Consider the following 16351-nt stretch of genomic DNA (forward strand, 5'->3'; position numbering starts at 1 on the left):
CTCCTTATACAATTCTGAAGGCGTCCACCAACACACAGCGACGCAGACGCACAAACGTGCGCGCGCTGGTCACCCCTTCCCCGGTTGGTGTGGTAATGGTCATCGTGGTCCAGCCTTCACCGCCGAGCCCAAGCCCCGCAATACACGGTCCGTTCTTGACGAAAATGCTGGTATCAATGGCGTTTGCCATGCGGTTCATGTTGTCGATATTGCGCGAATGCATCGCCGCCGTATGGTGACAGCCGCCTTCAAGCTTGACCGCCAGTTCAATGGCCTCATCGACGCTGGCGACCCGCACGACAGGCAGCACCGGCATCATCAATTCGGTGACGGCAAACGGATGCGTCGCTGAGGTTTCGACGAATAACAGCCGCGTTTGCTCTGGTACGGTCAGACCAATCGTCGCCGCGATTTTTCCTGCATCGCGGCCTACCCAGTCACGACTGACCGTGCCTTTACCGCGCTCATCGATATTATTCAGCAGCACAGGTTGCAGCTGTTCGGCCTGAGCCGCAGTCAGTTTCACCGCATGCTGGCTTTCCATCAGGCGCATCAGTTCGTCGGCAACGCTATCCACGACGATCAGGACTTTTTCATCGGCGCAGATGATGTTGTTATCAAACGATGCGCCTTTGACGATCGACTGCGCCGCGCGGGCCAGGTCGGCCGTTTCATCCACCACCACCGGCGGGTTACCCGCACCGGCGGCAATCAGACGCTTGTTGGTGTGCTTACGCGCAGCATCCACTACGGCTTCACCGCCGGTCACCACCAGCAGGCCGATGCCTGGGTACTTGAACAGGCGCTGGGCGGTTTCGATATCCGGATTGGCAACGGTCACCAGCAGGTTTGCCGGGCCGCCTGCGGCAACAATCGCCTGGTTAAGCAGCGTAATGGCGCGCTGAGAGACTTTTTTTGCCGCAGGATGCGGAGCGAAGACCACGCTGTTGCCAGCGGCAATCAGGCTGATGGCGTTGTTAATAACAGTTGCGGCAGGGTTGGTAGACGGCGTCACCGAGGCCACCACGCCCCACGGCGCATTTTCAATCAGCGTCAGACCGTTATCGCCGGTCAGGACCTGTGGAGACAGGCATTCCACCCCCGGCGTACCGCGTGCCTGCGCCACGTTTTTGGCAAATTTATCGTCAACGCGTCCCATGCCGGTTTCTGTGACGGCAAGTTCCGCTAATTCTCTGGCGTGCTTTTCGCCCGCCTCGCGAAGAGCCGCGATAGCCAACTGACGCATGGCGACCCTTTTCAACCCCTGCTGGGCCAGTTTTGCTGCCGTCACTGCGTCATCCAGGGAGGCAAAAACGCCCATTTCTTGAACGGCACTGACGGGCTGGCTGCTGTCTTTCATTTTCAGCAGCACCGCTTTCACGACCTGTTCAATATCCTGTTGATTCATGATTTTCTGCCTTATTTATGGAAGATCACCTGGCCACCAGCCACCACTTCATCGACGATGCCAATCACGCACAGATCGACAGGTGATGATTCGTGACGGTGCGCCTGACGGGCTGAGCTGCCGCTGACCAGCAGCACCCACTCCCCGGTTCCCGCTCCGATGCTGTCGATAGCAACAGCACACTGGCCGTCGGGATTACCCTGGGCATCAATCATTTCCACCATCAGCAACTTGTCGTGCGCGAGCCCCTGATGGCGTACGGTACAAACAATTTGTCCTGTGACGATTGCCAGTTTCATACGCGCCTCCGTGGCATATTTCAGGTAAAACCTCCCCCTACCCTCCGCAGAAGGTAATGTGAAAAGGAGAGAGGGTGACGCCAGCAATGAAATTTGTGGCGTCACATGGACGACTTACATGTCGTTGCTGTCGCCTTTAAAGCTGATCGGGAACACTTCTTCCAGATCGCCATGCGGACGCGGGATCACGTGTACGGAAACCAGCTCGCCAATACGCTGTGCAGCCGCAGCACCTGCGTCTGTTGCCGCTTTACATGCCGCTACGTCGCCACGGACCATAGCAGTGACCAGACCGCCACCGATCTGCTTCACGCCAACCAGTTTCACACGTGCCGCTTTAACCATTGCGTCAGAAGCCTCAATCAGTGCAACCAGGCCCCGGGTTTCAATCATTCCTAATGCTTCCATTTTGCTTTCCTCTTAAGTCAAAGGGGTCCAGAACGGGACCTTATACAACCAGTGTGTGCGAGGCGTTTTCACGACTCACGTCAGTCTGGCGCGGCACAGCGGCCACCAACGCCAGTTCGATAATTTCCTGTACGCTACAGCCGCGAGAGAGGTCGTGAAGCGGTGCGGCAAGTCCCTGAATCAAGGGACCAACGGCGCGATACCCTCCCAAACGCTGGGCGATTTTGTAGCCAATATTGCCTGCCTCCAGCGACGGGAAAACCATCACGTTGGCATTGCCCTTTAACGGACTGGCGGGCGCTTTTTGCGCGGCGACTTCCGGAACAAAGGCGGCATCAAATTGCAGTTCGCCATCCACGATAAGCTGCGGGGCACGCTCACGAACAATCTCCGTCGCCTGCTGCACGTTAGCGACGTTGGGATGGCGAGCGCTGCCATTACTTGAAAACGACAGCATGGCCACGCGCGGCTCTTCCCCCGTGATCCCCTGCCATGTCTGCGCGCTGGCAATCGCAATATCCGCCAGCTGTGCGGCGGTGGGCTGCGGCACGACGCTGCAATCGGCAAACCCTAATGACGGCCCGAGATACTGTGGCAGCATCAGGAAAATTGACGACAGCGTTTTACAGCCTGGCTGTAGCCCAATAATGCGCAAACCGGCGCGCAGCACGTTTGCCGTCGACGATAGATTGCCCGCAATACAGACGTCAGCTTTACCCGCGCTGACCATTGCCGCGGCGAACATCAGCGGATCGTTGAGTTTTTCCCCTGCATCCGCAGGCGTTTTATCTCCCGCGCGGGCCAACCAGCGCAGCGCAAACTCTTCACGCATTGGCAGGTTGCTTTGCGGATCGATAACCTGAATGCCATCCATCCCCACCCGGTGGCTGAGAGCAAACTGGCGCAGCGCAAACGGGCTGGCGACGAGAATGGGACGCGCCAGACGGTGCTGATGCAGGTAATTTGCCGCCTTCAGTACCCGAACATCCAGCGCATCCGGAAACACCACCCGTGCAGGTGAGCGGTGGGAGAGTTGACGAGCACGTTCAATGATCACGGTTTCTCCTCCAGTCGCTGTTGAATTTGGCTAACCGTCAGCGGGTGCTTCGCAACGCTCAGAACCATCATGACGTAGACCGTACTGGAAAGGCGGTTGAGCGCCTGCATGATGTCCGGTCGCATGACTTCAAAACTACGGGTGATGAAAACCTGGGCCGCCACCGTCTCCGTTTCACGGACTTTGGTACGCAGCAGATTAAGCAGCGCGCAATCATGTCCGTGACTGGCTTCAGGCACCAGATGGTCGTGGTCCAGATAGCGCAGCGGCTGATGCGAAAGGCGGTGTAAATCGTCGTCACTTAAGCCGACGATAGCTTGTGCTCCCAGCAGCTCGTCCATCGCATCGGCGCGCATAATGTTGCCCAGGCGCGAACGGATATCCGAAAGCCACGGCTGCCACGGTTGCCCAAGCTCTATCTGCAACCACACGGCCAGCGCGATGGTGCTGTCCAGCGCGGCGCGAAATCCCAGGCGCGGATCACTTTTGGCAACCATCTTGTCCGCCGTCAGATGCGTCAGCGTGTCAGGTTTCTTCGCCACCGGTTGATGACACAGTTCGCAGCTGGCCTGTGGATGCGTATCGCTGCTGGTTAACCCATGCACCGGCTGCGGCTGCTGGTCTTCGTCAGCAATAAACAGGCTGCCCTGCTCGTCGATAAACTTAATGCGCAGATGTCGGCTTTCCAGTAATTCCCGGGCAGACGGCGTCAGGCGAGCGTCAGCGGGGAGATGAATTTCAGCCCCTTCGCTGAGCGTATGATTCGCTCTGAGCCATGCTTCGGTAATGAAATCCTTCATACATCCGCCTTAGCAGGACTGCCAGTTCGCAGGCCAGGCCACATACAGAAACTTCACCGTCGAGGGCGTACCAAATTCGATGCTGGAGCCTTTCGGGATAAACATCACGTCCCCGACTTTAGCAATCATGGTTTCGCCTTCGTGACGAACGTGCAGCTCACCTTCCAGAATCATGTCGATTTCGTCGTAGTTCAGCGTCCATGGGAAAAAGGCGTTATCCCACTGCATGAACCCGGCGGCCATACTGCTGCCGTCCTGGTCGGTCACCAGATCGGTTAACCCCACACAGTGCGGCTGTGCGCCGTCAAAACGACCAAACTTCACGCTACTGCCGTCGATGACTTTGACGCCGCCTTTACCAGTCACCGAGTGAAAGCTCGGCTGCATTCCGCCCTGCTCCAGCGACTGTTTCTCCTTCATGACTTTGTCCATCAGTTGGGCAACCAGGCTTTCGGTAAACTGTCCTTCCGGTAACTGTGCAATGATGGTTTCGCGAATGCGTTGGTTTTCCGTTTTGCCATCAATCACCGCAGCCGGTTTAGCAGCGGCAGCGCATGGCGTGGATTCATCGCATTCGCTGATGGTGACGCCCAGCAGCTCCGCAACTTCGCGCGCCTCCGGGGTGATGATGCTGGCGCGCAGAACAACTGACATTTCCTGTTCGCCGCGTGCGTGGGCCGCACGAATATCGTTAGCTGTGATGAGTTTTTTCACCTGCCCTTTCCTCCTTTTGGCTGAGCTCAGTCAGATAATCCACCAGATGCTGCACGCTGCGCGGGTCATGGCTATTGAGCTCAAAAATCGGCTCCTGAAACCCCATCCCGCAAAGAAGTTGTTGCGTTGCCGCGACGTCGGCATCCGGCAGGTCCGTTTTGCTGATAACGGCGATTTGTCGTTTACTTGCGCCAATATCCAGCAGCCCGGCAGGTAAGCGACTTTCTTTATCATTTGCCGCATGTATATAAATCAACGTATCGACATCCTGCAGCGTGGTAATTAAGGCGTGATACCAGCGAGGATGGCTAAAATATTCCCCTGGCGTATCGATATCGCCATTCTCATTAAACTCCACGGCCTGTGTTTTTCTGGCGAGGGAATAATTTCCCTGTAGCGCATTAAAGAGCGTCGTTTTCCCCGCCCCCACCGTACCGACAAACGCAATACGTTTCATCGCCGCCTCTGATTAACTTTTTGTCAGATTGCACAATGTGAAATTTAATAACCGGCCCAGACCACTTACCGTCTGTAATAACGCTTCTTCTACCGCGCCTACCGAGCCGTAGATAACCAGCGCACCGCTGAATCTATCGAGAAAACCGATATGTACATCTGCCGCCTTCAGGGCTAAGTCACCGGCAATCATCGCCGTTTCCCCTGGCGTCAGCGTCATGATGCCGATGGCACCGGCTTCGGGAACGCCGATCTTTTTCGCCAGTTCCTCTCCGGGGTGCGCAATGAGATGCGCCAGCGTGACCTGTTTCCCCGGCACAAATTCCTGGATAATGCGTTCTTTTTCCATTGCTCACCGCCTCCTCTAAAACTGCCCTCATCGTGGCAATTTTTTGTCAGAGCAAATAACAAAATTCGGCAACCAGGTTTAAAAGGTGAAGTGGATCACTAAGAAAGGGAAAATAAAAAGGCGCGGGAGAAACCCGCGCCGGAAATAAATTAAAGTGATATTACAGCGGCTGCGTCTGCGCCTCAACCACCGCCAGCGCCACCATGTTCACGATACGACGCACGGAGGCAATCGGCGTTAATACATGCACCGGTTTCGCCACGCCCATCAGCACCGGTCCTACGGTCACCCCTTCAGAGCTGGAGACGCGCAGCAGGTTATAGCTGATACGCGCCGCTTCCACGTTCGGCATAATCAGGATGTTAGCCGATCCCTTCAGCGGGCTGTCCGGCATACGTTCGTTACGGATGCTCTCCACCAGCGCCGCATCGCCGTGCATTTCCCCGTCAATCATCAGCTCCGGCGCGCGCTCGCGCACCAGCGCCAGCGTCTCACGCATTTTGCAGGCCGCCGCGGATTTAGACGAACCAAAGTTAGAGTGCGACAGCAGCGCCACCTTCGGCTCAATACCAAAGCGACGCACGGTCTCGGCGGCCATCACGGTGATCTCCGCCAGCTCGTCCGGGGTCGGGTCGTCGTTAACGTAGGTATCGGCAATAAAGGTGTTGCCGCTTGGCAGCAGCAGCGCGTTCATCGCCCCAGCGGTATGGACGCCGTCGCGATAGCCGAAGATCTCCTGCACCACGCTAAAGTGCTCGTGGTAATCGCCGATGGTGCCGCAGATCAGCGCATCCGCCTCGCCGCGATGGACCATGATCGCGCCGATCACCGTCGTGTTGCTGATCACCGCTTTCTGCGCCTGCTCCTGAGTGATCCCCCGCCGTTTCATGATCGCGTAGTATTCGCTCCAGTACTCTTTGAAGCGCGGATCGGATTCGTTGTTAACGATCTCGAAGTCGACGCCCGGCTTAATCTGCAGGCCCAGCTTCTGGATACGCATTTCGATCACGCTCGGACGACCAATCAGGATCGGTTTCGCCAGGCCTAAGGTGATCAGCTCCTGGGTGGCGTGCAGCACGCGCGCCTCTTCCCCTTCCGCCAGCACGACACGCTTCGCGTCGGCGCGCGCCTGGGAGAAGATTGGCTTCATGAACAGGTTGGTTTTATAGACAAATTCGGTGAGCTTATCGACGTAAGCGTCGAAATCGTGAATCGGACGCGTCGCCACGCCGGAGTCCATCGCCGCTTTGGCCACCGCGGGAGCAATTTTGACAATCAGACGCGGGTCGAACGGTTTTGGAATGATGTAGTCCGGACCGAAGCTCAGATCCTGGTCGCCGTACGCAGACGCGACCACTTCGCTCTGCTCGGCGTGCGCCAGCTCCGCGATGGCGTGAACGGCGGCAAGCTTCATCTCTTCGTTGATCGCCGTTGCGCCGACGTCCAGCGCACCGCGGAAGATGAACGGGAAGCAGAGTACGTTGTTGACCTGGTTCGGGTAGTCAGAACGACCGGTACAGATAATGGCGTCTTCACGCACCGCTTTCGCCAGCGGCGGCAGGATTTCCGGCTCCGGGTTCGCCAGGGCCAGGATCATTGGCGCACGCGCCATCTTCTTCACCATCTCCTGGGTCAACACTTTCGGACCCGAGCAGCCGAGGAAGATATCCGCGCCGTCGATCACCTCGTCCAGGGTGCGTTTACCGTCGTCTTCCACCGCATAGGCCGCTTTGGTTTCAGCCATGTTCGGCTCACGGTCTTTATAGATAACGCCTTTGGAATCGCAGACCACAATGTTGTGTTTCTGCATACCCAGCGCCACCAGCAGATTCATACAGGCGATAGCCGCGGCGCCTGCGCCAGAAACCACCATGCGCACGTCGGAGAGATTTTTCTCTACCACGCGCAGGCCGTTCAGAATCGCGGCGGTGCTGATAATCGCGGTCCCGTGTTGGTCATCATGGAACACGGGAATGTTCATACGCTCGCGCAGCTTCTGCTCGATATAGAAACATTCCGGCGCTTTGATGTCTTCCAGGTTAATCCCGCCGAAGGTCGGCTCCAGCGCGGCCACCACGTTGATGAATTTGTCAGGGTCGAGCTCATCCACCTCGATATCGAACACGTCGATACCGGCGAATTTCTTGAACAGTACCCCCTTCCCTTCCATCACCGGTTTACCGGCCAGCGCACCGATGTTGCCCAGCCCCAGCACCGCCGTGCCGTTAGAGATCACGGCGACAAGGTTGCCACGCGCGGTGTATTTGTAGGCCGCCAGCGGGTCTTTTTCAATTTCCAGACACGGGGCAGCTACGCCTGGCGAATAGGCCAGCGCCAGATCGCGCTGGGTTGCCAGCGGCTTGGTTGGGGAGACCTGGATTTTCCCCGGGACAGGAAACTCGTGAAAATCGAGGGCACTCTGTTTTAACTGATCGTCCATCTTGTTATTCCTTTTACGTATCGGTCAGATAGTATCGCCGCAGGACAGCGCATAAACTTTGAAGGCTGCCAAACTCTCACCATCACACATTAAAAATTGTTATCAATTTATAACAGCCATGTTACCCGTCTCAAAAGCAATGCCTCCCCCGTCTGCTATGCTTTTTTGTTAAGTCCATCATGATTTTTCCAGAAGTGTGAACTAACGCACTCAGCTAACGCTTTTATTTCCAAGGAGTAATCATTTATGAACCAGCTAGACGGCATCAAAAAATTCACCACCGTGGTTGCAGACAGCGGCGATATCGAGTCGATTCGCCACTATCAGCCGGAGGATGCGACCACCAACCCTTCGCTGCTGCTCAAAGCGGCCGGGCTTGCCCATTTTAGCCATCTGATTGATGACGCCATTGCCTACGGTAAACAGCGCGGTAAAACGCAGGAGCAGCAGGTCGCCGAAGCCAGCGACAAGCTGGCGGTTAATTTTGGTGCAGAAATTCTGAAAAGCATTCCGGGACGCGTCTCGACCGAAGTCGATGCCCGCCTCTCATTTGATAAAGAAAAAAGCATTAATAAGGCACGTCGTCTGGTCGAGCTCTACCAGGATCAGGGCATCGATAAATCACGCATTCTGATCAAGCTCGCCTCCACCTGGGAAGGCATCCGCGCGGCAGAGGTGCTGGAAAAAGAGGGTATCCACTGCAACCTGACGCTGCTGTTCTCGTTTGCCCAGGCGCGCGCCTGCGCGGAAGCGGGCGTGTTCCTCGTCTCGCCGTTTGTCGGGCGCATCTACGACTGGTATCAGGCAAAACAGCCGATGGATCCGTACGTGGTGGATGAGGATCCGGGCGTGAAATCGGTCCGTAACATCTACGACTACTACAAACAGCACCGCTACGAAACCATCGTGATGGGGGCCAGCTTCCGCCGTACCGAGCAGATCCTCGCCCTGGCAGGCTGTGACCGTCTGACCATCTCCCCTAACCTGCTCCAGGAGCTACAGGACAAAGAAGAGACGGTGATCCGTAAGCTGGTGCCCACCTCCACCGTTCTGCCAAAACCGAAAACCATGACCGAAGCGGAGTTCCGCTGGGAGCACAACCAGGACGCGATGGCTGTGGAAAAACTGGCGGAAGGTATCCGCCTGTTCGCCGTCGACCAGCGCAAACTTGAAGACCTTCTCGCCGCCAAACTTTAACCTTGCCACGGAGTGAACTATGTCCCGTAAAGAGCTCGCCAATGCCATTCGCGCCCTCAGCATGGATGCCGTGCAGAAAGCCAATTCCGGCCACCCCGGCGCACCGATGGGCATGGCCGATATTGCCGAAGTGCTGTGGAACGACTTCCTGAAGCACAACCCGAATGACCCCACCTGGTACGATCGCGACCGCTTTATTCTCTCCAACGGTCACGCCTCAATGCTGCTCTACAGCCTGCTGCACCTTTCCGGCTACGATCTGCCGCTTGAGGAGCTGAAAAACTTCCGCCAGCTGCACTCCAAAACCCCTGGGCACCCGGAGATTGGCTATACGCCGGGCGTGGAGACCACCACCGGGCCGCTCGGTCAGGGGCTGGCCAATGCGGTCGGGCTGGCGATTGCCGAGCGTACGCTGGCGGCACAGTTCAACCAGCCGGACCATGAGATTGTCGATCACTACACCTACGTGTTTATGGGTGACGGCTGTCTGATGGAGGGGATATCCCACGAGGTTTGCTCGCTGGCAGGCACGCTGGGGCTCGGCAAGCTGATCGGGTTCTACGATCACAACGGCATCTCCATCGACGGGGAGACCGAGGGCTGGTTTACCGACGACACGGCAAAACGCTTCGAGGCCTACCACTGGCACGTGGTGCATGAGATTGACGGTCACGACCCTGAGGCGGTGAAAAAAGCGATTCAGGAAGCGCAGAGCGTGAAGGACAAACCGTCCCTGATTATCTGCCGCACGGTCATCGGCTTCGGCTCGCCGAACAAGGCGGGCAAAGAGGAGGCGCACGGTGCGGCGCTGGGCGAGGAGGAAGTGGCGCTGACCCGGCAGAAGCTGGGCTGGAAATACCCGCCGTTTGAGATCCCAAAAGAGATCTACAGAGCCTGGGATGCCCGTGAAGACGGCGAGAAGGCCCAGCACGCCTGGAACGAGAAGTTTGCCGCTTATAAAAAAGCGCACCCGGAGCTGGCCGCCGAGTTCTCCCGCCGCATGAGCGGCGGTCTGCCGGAAGACTGGGACGATAAAACCCAGGCGCTGATTGAAAACCTGCAGTCCAACCCGGCGAAGATCGCCACCCGTAAGGCGTCGCAAAATACCCTGAACGCAATCGGCCCTATTCTGCCCGAACTGCTCGGCGGCTCGGCGGACCTGGCACCAAGCAACCTGACGATCTGGTCCGGCTCGAAATCGCTGAAAGAGGATATTGCCGGGAACTATATCCACTACGGCGTGCGCGAGTTCGGGATGACCGCGATCGCCAACGGCATCGCCCATCACGGTGGGTTTGTGCCGTACACCGCCACTTTCCTGATGTTCGTCGAGTACGCCCGTAACGCGGCGCGCATGGCGGCGCTGATGAAGGCGCGGCAGATTATGGTCTATACCCACGACTCCATTGGTCTGGGAGAAGACGGCCCCACCCACCAGGCGGTTGAACAGCTGGCTAGCCTGCGCCTGACGCCAAACTTCAGCACCTGGCGTCCGTGCGATCAGGTCGAAGCGGCAGTGGGCTGGAAGCTGGCGGTAGAACGCCATAACGGCCCAACGGCACTGATTTTGTCCCGCCAGAATCTGGCGCAGATTGAGCGCACGCCGGAACAGGTGAAAAACATCGCCCGCGGCGGCTACATTCTGAAGGACAGCGGCGGCAAGCCGGACGTGATCCTGATTGCGACCGGTTCCGAGGTGGAAATCACGGTGAAAGCGGCGGAAAAACTGACCGCCGAAGGCCACGCGGTGCGCGTGGTATCCCTGCCTTCTACGGATATTTTTGACGCTCAGGACGAGGCGTACCGGGAGTCGGTGCTGCCCTCTAACGTCGCGGCGCGCGTGGCGGTGGAGGCCGGTATCGCCGACTACTGGTACAAGTATGTCGGGCTCAAAGGGGCGATTGTGGGCATGCGAGGCTACGGTGAATCCGCCCCTGCCGATAAGCTGTTCCCGTACTTCGGCTTTACCGTTGAGAACGTGGTGGAGAAGGCGCTGAGCGTGCTGTAGTGCGGTCTGCGTTGCCGGGTGGCGCTGTCGCTTACCCGGCCTGGAAAATCGGGTGGCTTTGCCACCCTTTTTTATACTACCCGGACACCCGCCGCCATCGCCCGCTCCGGCGTTAACAACACGCTTTCGCTGGCGTCATCGGTTTCCGCGCAGAGCAGCATGCATTCAGACGTTTCGCCGCGCATCTTCGCTTTCGCCAAATTACACAGCACCACCACCGTTTTTCCCATAAGCTCTTCTTCCCGGTAATACGGCACCAGGCTGGTGACGGTTTGCAGCGTTTTTCCGCCCACATCAATCTGCGCGATATAGAGTTTGTCTGCGTTGGCGTGGCGCTTAACGTCCACAATCGTCCCCACGCGGATCTCCAGCTTTGCAAAGTCATCGTAAGCTATCGTGTCCATGCTCTCTCCTTGGTAAAGTTTTACTAAATACTAGCACGCTATTTGCCGGAAGCAATGGGCAGGATATTTAGTAAAAACGGATGCATGTCCTGATTCATCCTTTACAATGGGTCATCACGTGGGGGAATAAGGAAAAACATGGCTACGCTCAAAGACATCGCGACGGAGGCTGGCGTTTCGCTGGCGACGGTATCCCGGGTTTTAAACGATGACCCAACGTTGAACGTAAAAGAAGAGACCAAGCACCGCATTCTGGAGATTGCGGAAAAGCTGGAATACAAGAGCACAACGTCCCGCAAAATGCAGTCTGCCGCGGTGGGTCAGCAGCACATTCTGGCGCTCTACAGCTACCAGCAAGAGCTGGAGATTAACGACCCTTACTACCTTGCCATCCGCCACGGTATTGAGACACAGTGTGAAAAACTGGGCGTCGAGCTGAGCAACTGTTACGCCAATGCCACCCTGCCAGAGAGTAAAAAACTTACCGGCGTACTGATTGTGGGCAAACCTTCTTCAGCAACTCGCCGTAGCGCAATGGCCCTGACGGACAACGTCTGCTTTATCGATTTTCACGAGCCCGGCAGCGCGTTCGATTCCGTCGACATTGACCTCTCGCGCATCAGCAAGCAGATCGTTGATTTCTTCATTGATCAGGGCGTTAAGCGCATTGGCTTTATCGGCGGGGAAGATGAGCCCGGCAAAGCCGATATCCGCGAAGCCGCTTTTGTCGAGTATGGTCGCCTGAAAGGGGTGGTGTCAGAACAGGATATCTGGCGCGGCGGTTTTTCCAGCTCATCCGGATACGAACTGGCAAAAACCATGCTGGCTCAGACAAGCTGGCCTACCGCCCTGTTTGTAGCCTCTGATTCGATAGCCATCGGCGTCTTGCGCGCTATCCATGAAAAAGGGCTGGCGATCCCGGAAGACATTTCGCTCATTAGCGTGAACGATATCCCGACCGCCCGCTTCACCTTCCCGCCGCTCTCTACCGTACGCATCCACTCGGAAATGATGGGCAGCCAGGGGGTTAACCTGCTGCTGGAAAAAGCCCGCGATGGCCGGACGCTGCCGCTGCAGGTTTTCGTGCCGAGCGTGCTGAAACTGCGCGGCACCACCCGCTAATTCCCCTCGTTTAACACACTGCCGGGCATGCCCGGCATTTTTTTATTTCGTGATCGAGTTAAAGCAAATCAATTTTACTGATTTTATTTAGTAAAATATTTACTAAAATCTCCAGCAATGATGTTTACCCCCTACAGGGAGATCGCATGAATCGCTGGGAAAATATTCAACTCACGCATGAGAACCGGCTTCCGCCGCGAGCGTACTTCTTCTCATACGACACCGTCGCGCAGGCTCGCACCTTTGCCCGCGAGGCCAGCAGCCACTTTCTGTCTCTGAGCGGTAAGTGGAACTTTCGCTTTTTCACCCACCCCCTTCTGGTACCGGAAAACTTTACCTCTGAGTATATGGCCGACTGGGGCGACATTACCGTACCCGCCATGTGGCAGATGGAAGGGCACGGCCAGCTGCAGTACACCGACGAAGGCTTCCCCTTCCCGGTCGACGTGCCGTGGGTGCCTACAGACAATCCGACCGGGGCGTATCAGCGCCACTTCACGCTATCGGACGGCTGGCAGGGGAAGCAGACCCTCATCAAGTTTGACGGCGTCGAAACGTATTTCGAAGTCTACGTGAATGGTCACTACATTGGCTTTAGCAAGGGCAGCCGGCTGACCGCCGAGTTTGATATCAGCCACGCGGTGCACGGCGGGCAAAACCTGCTGTGCGTGCGGGTGCTGCAGTGGGCGGATTCGACCTACATTGAGGATCAGGACATGTGGTGGACGGCCGGCATTTTCCGCGACGTCTATCTGATCGGCAAAAATCCCACTCACGTGCGCGACCTCACGATCAAAACCACCTTCGACGAGGCATGGAAAGACGCCACCCTCTTCTGTCAGCTTGAGCTGGAAAACCTGGCCCCGCACGCATCCGCCGTGTCGCTGGAGTATGCCCTGTATGATGGCGAAGCAGCGATCCATCAGGGCACTACCGACAGCCTGACCGTGACCCGCAGCGCGGAAACCGCCTTTAACATTGAGGTCAAACAGCCTCAGCAGTGGTCTGCGGAATCGCCCTACCTCTACCATCTGGTCGTAACGCTCAAAGATGAACACGGACAGACGCTGGAGGTTATCCCTCAGCGCATTGGGTTCCGCGACATCAAGGTGCGAGACGGCCTGTTCTACGTGAACAACCGCTACCTGAAGCTGCACGGCGTAAACCGTCACGACAACGATCACCAGAAGGGCCGCGCCGTGGGCATGGATCGCGTCGAGCGCGACCTGATCCTGATGAAGCAGCACAATATCAATTCGGTGCGCACCGCCCACTACCCCAACGATCCGCGCTTCTACGAGCTGTGCGACCTCTACGGCCTGTTCGTGATGGCGGAGACGGATGTGGAATCCCACGGCTTTGCCAACGTCGGCGACCTGAGCCGCATCACGGACGATCCGGTGTGGGAACATGTCTACGTTGAGCGCATCGAGCGCCATATTCACGCCCAGAAAAACCACCCTTCCATCATCATCTGGTCGCTTGGAAACGAGTCCGGCTACGGCTGCAATATTCGCGCCATGGCCCGGGCCGCGAAGGCGCTGGACGACACGCGCCTGCTGCATTACGAAGAAGATCGCGACGCCGAGGTGGTGGATATCATCTCCACCATGTACACCCGCGTGCCGCTGATGAATTTGTTCGGCGAGTATCCCCACGCCAAACCGCGCATTATCTGCGAATACGCCCACGCGATGGGCAACGGCCCCGGCGGTCTGAGCGAGTATCAAAACGTCTTCGATCGCCACGACTGCATTCAGGGCCACTACGTCTGGGAGTGGTGCGACCACGGTATTCAGTCGGCAGATGCCAGCGGCAATACGTATTACGCCTACGGCGGTGACTTTGGTGACTATCCGAATAACTACAACTTCTGCCTCGACGGGCTGATCTACTCCGATCAAACGCCGGGTCCGGGGCTGCGCGAATATAAGCAGGTGATTGCCCCGGTCAAACTGCGCTGGCAGAACGGCGAGCTGCACGTTGAAAACCGCTTCTGGTTCACCAACCTGGACGATTACACCCTGCTCGTTGAGGTGCGTGCCGAAGGTGAAACCCTGCACAGCCAGCCGCTGACAATTTCCGGGCTGGCCCCCAACAGCACCCGCAGCGTGAGCCTGAACCTGCCCGAACTCGACGAGCGCGAAGCATTCCTGACCGTGCGCATCAGCAAAAACAGCCGCACGCGCTACAGCGAAGCGGGGCACGAGATTGCGGTGTATCAGTTCCCGCTAAAAACGCGCACAACTCACGTCACGCCGTTTAGTAACGCCAACGCGACACCGCTGCGGCTGGCAGAAGACCGTCTGAACTGTACCGTGATCGGGCATAACTTCCGCGCACGCTTCTCAAAAGTGACGGGGAAACTCTGCTCCTGGCTGGTTAACGGTGAGGAAAACATCACCCGTGAACCGAAGATTAACTTTTTCAAACCGATGATTGATAACCACAAGCAGGAGTATGAGGGGCTGTGGCAACCCAACCATCTGCAGATTATGCAGGAGCACCTGCGCGGTTTTGAGGTCGAGCAGCAGGACGATGCGATCGTCATTACCACCCGCACGCTGATTGCCCCGCCGGTGTTTGATTTTGGCATGCGCTGCACCTATCGCTGGCGCATTGCCGCCGACGGGCAAATTAACGTTGAGCTGAGCGGTGAACGCTACGGTGATTATCCGCACATTATCCCATGCATCGGATTTACCCTCGGCATCAACGGTGAATTCGACCAGGTGAGCTACTACGGACGCGGACCCGGTGAGAACTACCCGGACAGCCAGCAGGCCAGCACCATAGACCTGTGGCACACCACGGTGGACGAAATGTTCGAAAACTACCCGTTCCCGCAGAACAACGGCAACCGTCAGCAGGTGCGCTGGGCAACGCTCGCCAGCCGTCACGGCAGCGGCCTGCTGGTGGTGCCTGAACAACCCATTCACCTCAGCGCCTGGCGCTACACGGCAGAGAACATCCACGCCGCGCAGCACTGCAACGAACTGCGTCGCAGCGAGGACATCACCCTCAATCTCGACCATCAGGTACTGGGCTTAGGCTCTAACTCCTGGGGAAGCGAAGTGCTGGATACCTGGCGCGTCTGGTTCCGGCCGTTCCGCTACGGCTTCACCCTGCTCCCGCTGGAAGGCGGACACACCGCCGCGCAGACGCTGGCGCGCCATCGGTTCGGCAGCGGTTTCTTCTCCATGAATTCGCACAGCGAGGCAGAAAAATGATCGTTCTCGACAGCCTGGAACAGTTCCAGCAGCGTTATCGCACGGGCCGCAAATGGCAGCGCTGCACAGAGGCCATTAATAACATCGACCACATCCAGCCCGGCGTTGCCCACTCGATTGGCGACTCTCTGGCCTACCGCGTGACCCATGATGCCAGCACCGACGCGCTGTTCGTCGGCCATCGCCGCTATTTCGAGGTGCATTACTACCTGCAGGGCGCGCAGAAAATTGAGTACGCCGCAAAAGACGCCCTTCAGCTTGTGGAGTGCTACCGGGATGAAACCGACCGTGAATACCTGAAAGGCGTGGGCCATACCGAACAGGTGAGGGAGGGACAGATCGTGATATGTGAAAACCACGAGGCGTATCGCTTTATCAGCGAAACGCCAGCCAAAAAAGTCGTCCTCTATGTGACCATCGAAGACGGTTATTTCCATAACAAATAAAAAATCCAGCGGT

At 57.3% G+C, this 16351-nt stretch carries 15 protein-coding genes; 5 read left to right on the forward strand and 10 right to left on the reverse strand.

Features of this window, described 5'->3' with window-relative positions; all coding sequences use genetic code 11:
• Positions 1 to 4: 4 nt before the first annotated feature.
• The 9 genes from P349_RS10360 to maeB all read right to left on the reverse strand — a co-directional run bounded on the left by P349_RS10360 (position 5) and on the right by maeB (position 7931).
• A complete protein-coding gene (locus P349_RS10360) occupies positions 5 to 1408 on the reverse strand; it encodes an aldehyde dehydrogenase family protein (protein ID WP_032646731.1) in 1404 nt (467 codons plus the stop codon).
• A gap of 11 nt (positions 1409 to 1419) precedes the next feature.
• Complete coding sequence (gene eutN / locus P349_RS10355) at positions 1420 to 1707, reverse strand: ethanolamine utilization microcompartment protein EutN (RefSeq protein WP_024907592.1); 288 nt, start codon at positions 1705 to 1707, stop codon at positions 1420 to 1422.
• Between the two features lie 114 nt (positions 1708 to 1821).
• The gene (eutM, locus tag P349_RS10350; protein ID WP_003835054.1) at positions 1822 to 2115 is read right to left on the reverse strand and encodes an ethanolamine utilization microcompartment protein EutM; all 294 of its coding nucleotides are present in this window, start codon (positions 2113 to 2115) and stop codon (positions 1822 to 1824) included.
• A 40-nt stretch (positions 2116 to 2155) separates the two neighbouring features.
• Positions 2156 to 3172 carry a phosphate acetyltransferase gene (pta, locus tag P349_RS10345; RefSeq protein ID WP_032646734.1) on the reverse strand — a complete coding sequence of 339 codons (1017 nt, stop codon included), beginning with the start codon at positions 3170 to 3172 and terminating at the stop codon, positions 2156 to 2158.
• Positions 3169 to 3972, reverse strand: coding sequence for an ethanolamine utilization cob(I)yrinic acid a,c-diamide adenosyltransferase EutT (gene eutT / locus P349_RS10340; protein WP_032646738.1), 804 nt, complete (start codon positions 3970 to 3972; stop codon positions 3169 to 3171). The genes pta and eutT overlap by 4 nt, the downstream gene beginning before the upstream one ends.
• Before the next feature lie 9 nt (positions 3973 to 3981).
• Positions 3982 to 4686: an ethanolamine utilization acetate kinase EutQ gene (eutQ, locus tag P349_RS10335; protein ID WP_032646740.1), complete on the reverse strand. Its 705-nt coding sequence runs from the start codon at positions 4684 to 4686 to the stop codon at positions 3982 to 3984.
• The gene (gene eutP, locus P349_RS10330) at positions 4664 to 5143 is read right to left on the reverse strand and encodes an ethanolamine utilization acetate kinase EutP (RefSeq protein ID WP_032646741.1); all 480 of its coding nucleotides are present in this window, start codon (positions 5141 to 5143) and stop codon (positions 4664 to 4666) included. The genes eutQ and eutP overlap by 23 nt, the downstream gene beginning before the upstream one ends.
• A 12-nt stretch (positions 5144 to 5155) precedes the next feature.
• On the reverse strand, positions 5156 to 5491 hold the full coding sequence (eutS, locus tag P349_RS10325) for an ethanolamine utilization microcompartment protein EutS (protein WP_024907587.1): 336 nt from the start codon (positions 5489 to 5491) through the stop codon (positions 5156 to 5158).
• A gap of 160 nt (positions 5492 to 5651) precedes the next feature.
• On the reverse strand, positions 5652 to 7931 hold the full coding sequence (maeB, locus tag P349_RS10320) for an NADP-dependent oxaloacetate-decarboxylating malate dehydrogenase (RefSeq protein WP_032646743.1): 2280 nt from the start codon (positions 7929 to 7931) through the stop codon (positions 5652 to 5654).
• A gap of 246 nt (positions 7932 to 8177) precedes the next feature.
• Here maeB and tal point away from each other — a divergent pair, with 246 nt between their 5' ends.
• Both tal and tkt read left to right on the forward strand, forming a co-directional pair.
• Positions 8178 to 9128, forward strand: coding sequence for a transaldolase (gene tal, locus P349_RS10315; RefSeq protein ID WP_024907585.1), 951 nt, complete (start codon positions 8178 to 8180; stop codon positions 9126 to 9128).
• Positions 9129 to 9147: 19 nt separating this feature from the next.
• Complete coding sequence (tkt, locus tag P349_RS10310; protein WP_032646746.1) at positions 9148 to 11136, forward strand: transketolase; 1989 nt, start codon at positions 9148 to 9150, stop codon at positions 11134 to 11136.
• A gap of 71 nt (positions 11137 to 11207) precedes the next feature.
• On the opposite strand, the gene P349_RS10305 is transcribed toward tkt, so the two are convergent.
• On the reverse strand, positions 11208 to 11540 hold the full coding sequence (locus P349_RS10305) for a tRNA-binding protein (RefSeq protein WP_024907583.1): 333 nt from the start codon (positions 11538 to 11540) through the stop codon (positions 11208 to 11210).
• Between the two features lie 138 nt (positions 11541 to 11678).
• Here P349_RS10305 and ebgR point away from each other — a divergent pair, with 138 nt between their 5' ends.
• The 3 genes from ebgR (at position 11679) to P349_RS10290 (ending at position 16338) form a co-directional block, all read left to right on the forward strand.
• A complete protein-coding gene (ebgR, locus tag P349_RS10300; protein WP_032646748.1) occupies positions 11679 to 12662 on the forward strand; it encodes a transcriptional regulator EbgR in 984 nt (327 codons plus the stop codon).
• Positions 12663 to 12808: 146 nt separating this feature from the next.
• Entirely contained in the window at positions 12809 to 15892 is a 3084-nt protein-coding gene (gene ebgA, locus P349_RS10295; RefSeq protein ID WP_032646749.1) for a beta-galactosidase subunit alpha, read from the forward strand.
• Complete coding sequence (locus tag P349_RS10290) at positions 15889 to 16338, forward strand: beta-galactosidase subunit beta (protein WP_032646754.1); 450 nt, start codon at positions 15889 to 15891, stop codon at positions 16336 to 16338. Before ebgA ends, P349_RS10290 begins: the two co-directional genes overlap by 4 nt.
• Positions 16339 to 16351 lie beyond the last annotated feature (13 nt).

The sequence above is a fragment of the Enterobacter sp. DC4 genome (assembly GCF_000568095.1).
GTDB classification, from domain to species: Bacteria; Pseudomonadota; Gammaproteobacteria; order Enterobacterales; family Enterobacteriaceae; genus Enterobacter; species Enterobacter pseudoroggenkampii.

Bases quoted from the DNA above. Each gene is read 5' to 3' on its own strand.
- P349_RS10360 (WP_032646731.1), bottom strand. From the start codon at position 1,408: ATGAATCAACAGGATATTGAACAGGTCGTGAAAGCGGTGCTGCTGAAA.
- eutN (WP_024907592.1), bottom strand. From the start codon at position 1,707: ATGAAACTGGCAATCGTCACAGGACAAATTGTTTGTACCGTACGCCAT.
- eutM (WP_003835054.1), bottom strand. From the start codon at position 2,115: ATGGAAGCATTAGGAATGATTGAAACCCGGGGCCTGGTTGCACTGATT.
- eutT (WP_032646738.1), bottom strand. From the start codon at position 3,972: ATGAAGGATTTCATTACCGAAGCATGGCTCAGAGCGAATCATACGCTC.
- eutP (WP_032646741.1), bottom strand. From the start codon at position 5,143: ATGAAACGTATTGCGTTTGTCGGTACGGTGGGGGCGGGGAAAACGACG.
- eutS (WP_024907587.1), bottom strand. From the start codon at position 5,491: ATGGAAAAAGAACGCATTATCCAGGAATTTGTGCCGGGGAAACAGGTC.
- maeB (WP_032646743.1), bottom strand. From the start codon at position 7,931: ATGGACGATCAGTTAAAACAGAGTGCCCTCGATTTTCACGAGTTTCCT.
- tal (WP_024907585.1), top strand. From the start codon at position 8,178: ATGAACCAGCTAGACGGCATCAAAAAATTCACCACCGTGGTTGCAGAC.
- tkt (WP_032646746.1), top strand. From the start codon at position 9,148: ATGTCCCGTAAAGAGCTCGCCAATGCCATTCGCGCCCTCAGCATGGAT.
- P349_RS10305 (WP_024907583.1), bottom strand. From the start codon at position 11,540: ATGGACACGATAGCTTACGATGACTTTGCAAAGCTGGAGATCCGCGTG.
- ebgR (WP_032646748.1), top strand. From the start codon at position 11,679: ATGGCTACGCTCAAAGACATCGCGACGGAGGCTGGCGTTTCGCTGGCG.
- ebgA (WP_032646749.1), top strand. From the start codon at position 12,809: ATGAATCGCTGGGAAAATATTCAACTCACGCATGAGAACCGGCTTCCG.
- P349_RS10290 (WP_032646754.1), top strand. From the start codon at position 15,889: ATGATCGTTCTCGACAGCCTGGAACAGTTCCAGCAGCGTTATCGCACG.